The organism is uncultured Demequina sp., assembly GCF_913055775.1.
GTDB lineage: Bacteria > Actinomycetota > Actinomycetes > Actinomycetales > Demequinaceae > Demequina.
Genome location: NZ_CAJXJX010000019.1, coordinates 20,849 through 29,286 on the forward strand (window position 1 = coordinate 20,849; position 8,438 = coordinate 29,286).

The 8,438-nt window shown below is 70.2% G+C and carries 7 protein-coding genes, 1 tRNA gene and 1 pseudogene; 2 read left to right on the forward strand and 7 right to left on the reverse strand.

Annotation, left to right across the window (positions count from 1 at the left end):
* Positions 1–187: 187 nt before the first annotated feature.
* The 7 genes and pseudogenes from pknB to QZ483_RS03430 all read right to left on the reverse strand — a co-directional run.
* A pseudogene (gene pknB, locus QZ483_RS03400) lies at positions 188–1,084 on the reverse strand (Stk1 family PASTA domain-containing Ser/Thr kinase); the annotation flags it as partial.
* A 39-nt stretch (positions 1,085–1,123) separates the two neighbouring features.
* Positions 1,124–2,152, reverse strand: coding sequence for a serine/threonine-protein kinase (locus tag QZ483_RS03405; protein ID WP_297081580.1), 1,029 nt, complete (start codon positions 2,150–2,152; stop codon positions 1,124–1,126).
* Positions 2,149–3,615 carry a penicillin-binding protein 2 gene (locus QZ483_RS03410; protein WP_297081581.1) on the reverse strand — a complete coding sequence of 489 codons (1,467 nt, stop codon included), beginning with the start codon at positions 3,613–3,615 and terminating at the stop codon, positions 2,149–2,151. The genes QZ483_RS03405 and QZ483_RS03410 overlap by 4 nt, the downstream gene beginning before the upstream one ends.
* Entirely contained in the window at positions 3,616–4,962 is a 1,347-nt protein-coding gene (locus QZ483_RS03415) for an FtsW/RodA/SpoVE family cell cycle protein (protein ID WP_297081582.1), read from the reverse strand. It lies immediately after the preceding gene.
* Positions 4,962–6,167, reverse strand: coding sequence for a PP2C family serine/threonine-protein phosphatase (locus tag QZ483_RS03420; protein ID WP_297081583.1), 1,206 nt, complete (start codon positions 6,165–6,167; stop codon positions 4,962–4,964). Before QZ483_RS03420 ends, QZ483_RS03415 begins: the two co-directional genes overlap by 1 nt.
* A 1-nt stretch (position 6,168) precedes the next feature.
* Positions 6,169–6,690, reverse strand: a complete 522-nt coding sequence (locus QZ483_RS03425) for an FHA domain-containing protein (protein WP_297081584.1) — start codon at positions 6,688–6,690, stop codon at positions 6,169–6,171.
* Between the two features lie 4 nt (positions 6,691–6,694).
* Positions 6,695–7,402 carry a DUF3662 and FHA domain-containing protein gene (locus QZ483_RS03430; RefSeq protein ID WP_297081585.1) on the reverse strand — a complete coding sequence of 236 codons (708 nt, stop codon included), beginning with the start codon at positions 7,400–7,402 and terminating at the stop codon, positions 6,695–6,697.
* Between the two features lie 48 nt (positions 7,403–7,450).
* Here QZ483_RS03430 and QZ483_RS03435 point away from each other — a divergent pair.
* Both QZ483_RS03435 and QZ483_RS03440 read left to right on the forward strand, forming a co-directional pair.
* A tRNA-Leu gene (locus QZ483_RS03435) sits at positions 7,451–7,537 on the forward strand.
* 207 nt (positions 7,538–7,744) lie between these two features.
* Positions 7,745–8,311 (forward strand): hypothetical protein, encoded by a 567-nt coding sequence (locus tag QZ483_RS03440; RefSeq protein ID WP_297081586.1) that lies wholly within the window; start codon positions 7,745–7,747, stop codon positions 8,309–8,311.
* Positions 8,312–8,438 lie beyond the last annotated feature (127 nt).

Consider the following 8,438-nt stretch of genomic DNA (forward strand, 5'->3'; position numbering starts at 1 on the left):
CCACTGCTGCCCACGGCTGTCCGGCGGACGTCATGACCTGGGTCTCGCCCGTGACGGGGGCCTGGGCCGGCATGGCCTGAGTGGGCTGCTCGGCGAGCTCCTCGGGGGTGAGCTGAGGGTTCTCGCCGGTGCCTGCGCTCGCGGCGGCGGCCGCTGCCACGCCTGCCGCGCCCGCGCCGAAGGCGGCCGATCCCACGGCGATGGCTCCCGTGCTGGGGCTCAGCGGCGCGCCGCCGAGGACGGCGCGCAGGTCGCCCAGGAACTCCTGAGCGGTCGCGTAGCGCTGGTTGCGGTCCTTGGCGAGCGCGCGCAGCACCACCTGGTCGAGCTGGGCCGGGACGTCGGACGCGAAGTCGGACGGCTTGGGCGCCTCTTCACGAACGTGCTGGTAGGCGACGGACACCGGCGAATCGCCCACGAACGGCGGGCGGCCGGTGAGGAGCTCGAACAGCAGGCAGCCCACGGAGTACAGGTCCGAGCGCGCGTCGACGGTCTCGCCGCGCGCCTGTTCGGGAGAGAGGTACTGGGCCGTGCCCACGACGGCCTGCGTCTGCGTCATCGTGTTGCCGGCGTCGGCCAGCGCCCGGGCGATGCCGAAGTCCATGACCTTCACTGCACCGGTCGGGGTCAGCATCACGTTGGCGGGCTTGATGTCGCGGTGGACCAGACCCGCGTGGTGGGCGTAGTCGAGCGCGGTCAGGACGCCCGTGGAGATCTCGATGGCCTCGTCGATCGGGGCCGCCACGTCACCCTTGAGGATGTCGCGAACCGTGTGACCCTCGACGTACTCCATGACGATGAACGGCACCGCCTGAGGCGTGCCCTCGCCGGTGCGCACCGAGTCCTCACCCGTGTCGTACACCGCGACGATCGCGGGGTGGTTGAGGCCGGCGGCCGCCTGTGCCTCGCGGCGGAAGCGCGTCTGGAACGACGGGTCGCGCGCGAGATCGGCACGCAGGATCTTGATCGCGACCGTGCGACCGAGCCGCGTGTCGTAGCCGATGTGCACCTCGGCCATGCCCCCACGGCCGATGAGCTCGCCGACCTCATAGCGGCCTGCCAGGATCTTCGCGTCGTCGTTCATCAGTTCGTCAGTCTCCCACGTGCGTGCGTGTATCGGTGGTCATTGTCCCATTGATCCCTGCGAACGCCCGCGAGGCGGGGCATCGGGGCGTGGGCGGTGCTCTCGGGGCGCGATGCTGGGGGGCATCCTGCGCGCGGATCTGCGGCCGCGGCCGGACTCACCGCTCGGTGGCGACGTGGAGGCGATCGGGCTCCCGGATCGAGGAGTCGTGGCACTCGCCGACGCCGCGCTCGCGCCGTCCCCACCCGCGGGTAGGAGGTCGAGGCCGTCGAGCCTCTCCAGCAGCTCGCGCGCGGTGCGCGGTCGCTTGCGCGGGTTCTTCTCGAGCAGATCCATGATGAGCCGGGCGAGGTCGGGAGAGACTCCCGCCGGCAGCGGTGGGACGGTCTCGTTCACGTGCGCGATGGCGATGTCGACCGCGGTCGCGGCCGTGAACGGCCGCTTCCCGACGACGGACTCGTACGCGATGATGCCCATCGCGTAGAGGTCCGATGCGGGGGTCGCCGGCTTGCCCAGCGCCAGCTCGGGCGCGAGGTACTGGGCGGTGCCCATCACCATCCCGGTCTGGGTCAGAGTGGTCTGGTCCGTGCTGCGCGACACCCCGAAATCGGTGATGCGGACCAGGTCCTCCTCGGCGATGAGGAGGTTGCCCGGCTTGATGTCGCGGTGCATGACGCCGGCGTCGTGAGCGGCGCTCAGCCCGTGCGCCGTGCCGGCCATGATGCGCACCAGCCGCTCCTCGGGAATCGTGCGCTCGCGCTCGAGGATGGTCGACATGGGCTCGCCCTCGACCAGCTCCATCACCAGGAAGGCGGTGCCCTCCTGGTCGCCGTAGTCGAACACCTGGGCGATATTCTCGTGAGCGAGGCCAGCGGCGTTCTTGGCCTCGTTCGTGAAGCGCTTGAGAAAGGTCTCGTTCGCGGCGGCGCCCTCCTTGAGCACCTTGACCGCCACGGGCCGCCCGAGCTCGCTGTCCTCCCCGCGCCACACTTCGCCCATGCCGCCCACGGCCAGCAGGGAACGCAGGACGTAGCGTCCGCCCAGGGTGGTGCCAGCGGTGATGCTCACAGCTCGCCCTCCCTGTCGAGGCGGAGCGCCTCCTGCATGATCGTCTTCGCGATGGGAGCGGCGAGCGCGCCGCCCGTCGTGCCGGTCTGCCCGCCGCTCTCCTCGACGATCACGGCGAGCGCGATCACCGGGTCGTCGGCCGGGGCGAAGGAAACGAACCACGCGTGTGGCGGGCTGTTGGTGCCAGTCTCGGCGGTACCGGTCTTGCCCGCGACCTCGACGCCGGAGATCGGCGCGCCGCGGCCCGAGCCGCTGTCGACGGTGGTGACCATCATGTCCGTGAGGTCTGCGGCGTCGGCCGCCTGCATCGACTCCCGGTAGACCTCGGGCAGCGTGGTGTCGATGATCTGCAGGTCGGGCGCGCGCACCGACTCGACCAGGTAGGGACGCATGAGCGTGCCGTCGTTCGCGATCGCGGACGCGACCATGGCCATCTGCAGAGGAGTCGCGCGCACATCGAACTGGCCGATCGAGCTCATCGCCGTCTGCGCATCGTCCGGCGCCACGGGCAGTCGCGACGCGGTGACGGGCAGCGGGATCTCGAGCGACTCGCCCCACCCGAAGTCCTGCGCCTTGCGCTCGACGACCCCCCACCCGAGCGACATGCCCAGGTCGCCGAAGGCGGTGTTGCAGCTGACGCGCAGCGCATCCTCGAGGGTCATGTGGTCGTCGCTCGAGCACTCGACTCCGCCGTAGTTGCCGAGAGTCGCGCTCGAGCCCGGCAGCTCGAGCTCCTGAGGTGCGTAGACCTGCGTGTCGGGCGAGTACCCGGACTCGAGCGCCGCGGCCGCGACCACAAGCTTGAACGTCGACCCGGGCGGGTACGTGTCGCCCGCGATGGCCCGGTTGACCATGGGGCCGTCGTCGCGGCTGATGAGGCTCGCATAGTTCTCGTTGACCACGGAGGTGCTGTGGCCGGCCAGCAGCGCCGGGTCGTACGTGGGGCTCGTCACCATGGCGAGCACCGCGCCCGTGCTCGGGTCGAGCGCGACCACGGCGCCCGCCCGGTCGCCCAGCGCATCGGCCGCCACCTGCTGGAGCGAGCCCGACAGGGTCGTCTCGACCGAGGCTCCCTGCTGCTGCTCGCCCGCGAACAGGTTGCCCAGCCGCGTCCAGAACAGGGAGTCCGCGCTGCCGTTGAGGAGCTCGTTCTCGGTGCGCTCGAGGCCCGAGCGGCCGTAGACCACCGAGTAGAAGCCGGTCACGGCCGCGTAGAGCGGTCCATCCTCATAGGTGCGCTGGTAGTTGAAGGGGTCGTCGACGGGGTCGGACCACACCACGGACCTGCCGTCGACCACGATCGGGCCGCGGAAGTTGCCGAACTCCCGGTAGATGGTGCGCACGTTGCGCGGGTCCTGGTTGAGGCTGTTGGCGTCGACGACCTGGATCCACGACGCGGCGGCCATCAACGCGAGGAACAGGAGCAGGACGATGACGCTGAGGCGGCGAGCGGGCTCGTTCATCTACGTCACCTCCTGGGCGCTGCGTCGCGCTTGATCCGAGATGCGCAGGAGGAGGCCGACGATGATCCAGTTGGCGATCATGCTGGACCCGCCGTAGGCGAGCCAGGGGGTGGTGAGGCCGGTGAGCGGGATGACTCGGGTCACGCCGCCCACGACAATGAAGACCTGGAGAGCGATCGAGAAGCCCAGGCCGGCCGCCATGAGCTTGCCGAAGCCGTCGCGCACGCCGATCGAGCTGCGGAAGGCCCGCTGCACGATGATCAGGTACAGGGCGAGGATCGCCATCAGACCCGTGAGGCCCAGCTCCTCCCCGAGGGACGCGATGATGAAGTCGGACTCGGCGTACGGCACGAGGTCCGGCCGGCCCTCGCCCAGTCCCGTGCCGAAGAGACCGCCCGAGGCCATGCCGAACAGGCCACGGACGAGCTGCTCCGACGTGCCCGAGGCGTACACCTCCGCGTCGAGAGCGTTGAGCCAGGCGTTGTAGCGCGCGCCCACGTGGCTGAAGATCGTGCCGGCCGCGACCGCACCCACCGCGAACAACGCCAGCCCGGTCAGGACCCAGCTGATGCGCTGCGTCGCGACGTAGAGCATCCCCAGGAAGATGCCGAAGAACAGGAGCGACGCCCCCAGGTCCCGCTCGTAGACCATCAGCAGGATCGCCGCGGCCCACACCAGCAGCAGCGGGCCCATGTCGCGCGGGCGCGGGAAGCGCAGGCCGAGGATCTTGGGGCCGGCGAGCGCGAGGGTGTCGCGGTTGGTGACGAGGAAGCCCGCGAAGAACACCACCATCGCTATCTTCGCGACCTCGCCGGGCTGCAGCGACCGGCCGAACAGCGAGATCCAGATGCGCGCGCCGTTGATCTCCAGGCCGAGCCCCGGGACCAGGGGCAGCAGGTAGAGGATGAGGCCGGCGATGCCCGCCGTGTAGGTGAAGCGGCGCAGTCGTCGGTGGTCGCGAATGAGCAGCACCACGACCATCGCGGCGACCACGCCTGCGATGGTCCAGCCGATCTGCGCCGTGCCGAAGTCGGTGTCGCGACCGCGGTACTGCGCGTAGCCGAAGTCGATGCGGTGGATCATCGCCAGACCGATGCCGTTGAGCGCGAACACGGCGGGCAGCAGGACCGGATCCGCGTGAGGCGCGAAGCGCCGCAGGACCAGGTGCGAGCCCAGCATGAGCACTGCCGCGCCCGCCGCATAGATGCCGAGCTCGTCGAGCTCGAGGAAGGCGGCGTGGTAGTCGACGAGGCCGCGCGCGAGCACGGTGATCCCCCACGCGATCGCGAGGAGGGCCAGCTCAGCGCGCCGCCCGGTGCGGACCTTGAGCTCCGCGACGGTGGCCACTAGGCCTCCGCCTCAAGCGCGTCGACCACCCCGAAGGCGTCCTCAAGGCTGCCTGCGCGGATGGTCGACTCGATGCGTTCCTGCTGGTACTGCGGGAGATCCCCGAGTTCTACGGTGGACAGCTCGACGAGCGTGTGGAGGTCCACCAGCGGCAGTTCCTGCGGGATGCCCCGGTAGATCGCGACGCGCCCGTCGTACTCGCCCACGTAGTACTGGTTCTGCGTCCACGCGTACGCGCCCCAGGCTCCTCCCGCGACCACCAGCAGCGCCACGATGGGCAGGCCCCACGCGCGCAGCTTGGGCCACAGGCGCTCCCATCGGGAGGGCTCCTCGTCGTCGTCGGACTCCTCGGGAGCGGACAGCCGTGCGGCCTTGGCGGCGGCGCTCGAGCCGCCCGCGGAGGGCCGGTGGCGGTCCCGCGCGGCGGCGCCCACGATCTGCGTCGAGGTCGACGGACCCACGTGGTCCTCCACCGAGTCGATGTCGACCACGTCCGCGACCACGCAGGTGACGTTGTCCGGGGCCCCCGCGGCCAGTGCCAGCGAGACCAGCGCATCGGCGCAATCTGCGGGGTCCTCGACCTCCTGCAGCGTCTTGTGCAGGGTGTCGCGGCTGACCACGCCGGACAGGCCGTCCGAGCACAGCATCCACCGGTCGCCCTCACGCGTCTCGCGCACCGAGATGTCGACGGGAACGTCTGCATCGACGTCGCCGAGCACGCGCAGCAGCATCGAGCGCTTGGGGTGGTGCTCGGCGTCGGCGGCGCTGATGCGGCCGGTGTCCACGAGGTGCTGGACGAACGAGTGGTCGGTGGTGACCTGGTCGAGCTCGCCGTCGCGCAGCAGGTAGGCGCGCGAGTCGCCGATGTGCGCCATCGACAGCGTCGAGCCGGCGCGCAGCAGCGCTGTCACGGTGGTGCCCAGGCCCGACAGTTCGGGGTCGTTCTGCGCGCGGCCCACGATCTCCGCGTGCGCGTCCGCGATCGCCTCCTTGAGCTCGTCGAGAGCCTCGTCGGAGCCGTGCGACTCCCCGTCCAGCGCAGCGAGCCGGCCCACCGCGATCGACGAGGCGATGTCGCCGCCGGCCGCGCCCCCCATCCCGTCCGCGACCACCAGCAGGTGCGGCCCGGCATACGCGGAGTCCTGGTTGTTGGAGCGGATCAGCCCGACGTCGGACCGAGCGGCGAAATGGAATCCCAGAAACACGTCAGCCCCTCAGCTCGACGGTCGTGGCGCCCAGCCGCAGCTTGTCGCCGCGCTTGAAAGGCATCGGGTCGTCGACACGCTGGTTGTCCAGGAACGTGCCGTTGGTGGAGCCGAGGTCCTCGACCTTCCAGCCGTCTGCCTCGGGGAAGATGCGGCAGTGCTTGGCCGAGCAGTAGTCGTCGTCGATGACGAGGGTGCAGGTGGGCGAGCGGCCGATGAGGATGGGCGCGGACCCGAGCGGGATCGTCGTGCCCTTGAGCGAGCCTGCCGTTACGGCCAGGTGCGCCGCCGCCTCGTCCCGCGTCGAGATCGAGCCGGTGCGAATGCCCGTGGCAGACCTGGAGGGCGCCGCCACCTTGTCGCCCCGCGCATCGGCCCTCCTGCGGTTCTCGCGGCCCCGGCCGCGAGAGATCACCCGCGTGCCGTACAGGTCCGCGCGCAGCACCCCGATCGCGGCGAGCACGAGTGCCCACAGGAGGATGAGGAAGCCGAACCGGAGGAGGGTGATCGAGAGTTCGCTCATGCGGTCAGACGTCCTCGTCCACGGGGAGGCCGTCCCAGTACATGATCGTGGTGCGGCCCACGCGGACCGCATTGCCGTCGACGAGCGTGACCTCGGTGATCCGCTGGCCCTCGACCAGCGTGCCGTTGGTCGAGCCCAGGTCCGTGAGGATCGTGCCCTGGTCCGTGACCTCGAACCGGCAGTGCTGGCGGCTCACGCCGGTGTCGTCGACCACGATGTCCGCCTCGGAGCCGCGGCCGATCACGGTCATCTCGCCCGTGAGGTGGTAGCGCTCGCCGTCGATGTCGAGCAGCGGGTAGCGGGAGTGGTGGTCCTGCGTGGTCGCGGGGGCGGCGGGGCCGCGCGTCGACTTGCTACGTACGGCCAGGCGGCCGGTCGACAGCGACTCGTCGAGCTGGAACTCGACGCTCACGCCGCCCACGAACGAATAGCGCTGGCGCTCGGCGTGGTCGCGCAGGGCGTCCTCGAGCTCGTGTGCGAGGGCGTCGGCTCCCCACTGTTCGATCGCCTCGTGATCCGTGGCGCTCAGGGACACGGCGTACTCGTTCGGCACTACCGTGCGCGAGCGGTCGACAGCGGCGGCGCGGGCGTCGCACTCCCGCCTGACCGCGCTCGCGATCTCCACGGGCTTGACGCCCGACTTGAAGGTCTTGGCGAACGCGCCTTGCATCACGTTCTCCACGCCCTTCTCGAACCGATCGAGGACTCCCATACGTGGAATCGTATCGGTCGCCTCCGTCGTGCTAAAGTTGCTCGGCGCGCGCGAGTGGCGGAATAGGCAGACGCGCACGGTTCAGGTCCGTGTGCCCGAAAGGGCGTGGGGGTTCAACTCCCCCCTCGCGCACCACAGGAAAGGCCCCCTCCCAGGTTCTGGGAGGGGGCCTTTCGCTTGCCCGGCGCGGCTGTGCCTCCGGGGAGTGGCTGAGTGCTCGTTCCGGCCCGATTGGGGCACTGAGGCACTCACCGGGCGCTTGCGGAGGGCCGATGCGCGGGCTGGGTGCGGCGGGCGCGTTGCTCCAGCTTCGTGCCGTGCGCCGGTGAAAGACTCACGCCCATGAGCGAGGTGACAACTCGTACCCGGGTAGCCGCGCTGCGACGATTTCCTCGTGACGCACGAGTCCTGTGGCGCGCGCTGCCATCAGTCGCAATCGGGTCATCCATCCTCGCGTTCGGGCTTGTCGCAACGGGGGTCATCCCGACGCAACTCGCCTCCAGCGCGGCGTTGCCCGGTTCCCTGTTCTTCTGGATGACCGTCGGGTTTGGGCTGTTCTTCATTGGTCTGGCGAGCTTCTCCATCGCGCGAGAAACGGGCTTGCTGCCGTTTGCAACGCTCGTGGCGCGTGGTGATCGGTGCTTCGTCGTCTCGTTCTCGCGGCACGGACTCGTGCGACTTGCGAGGCTCGGCGGTCATGCACGCGTGGGCTCGCACGCCCGGACCGCCAAGGAGCTCCACCGCGGAGCCTGGCGCTGGGAGCGGCGCTGGGTGACGCGCGAGATCTGGTACCTCAAACTGGGCGACATGGCCGTGCACTGGTACGAGGGGCACGCGATGCCGGACGTACAGCGTGAGCGCTGGGTCACCCAACTCCATGAGATCGGCTTCGACACAGTCGGCTACTAGCACCCTCCCGTGGTCTTGCGGCGGACTGCTCGCTGGCAGGTCGTCAGTGCACGCGCGGGCTCCTTTCGGGCACTGAGGACCTGCTGGGGCGCACGGAGCGCCGATGCGCGGGCTGGGTGCGGCGGGC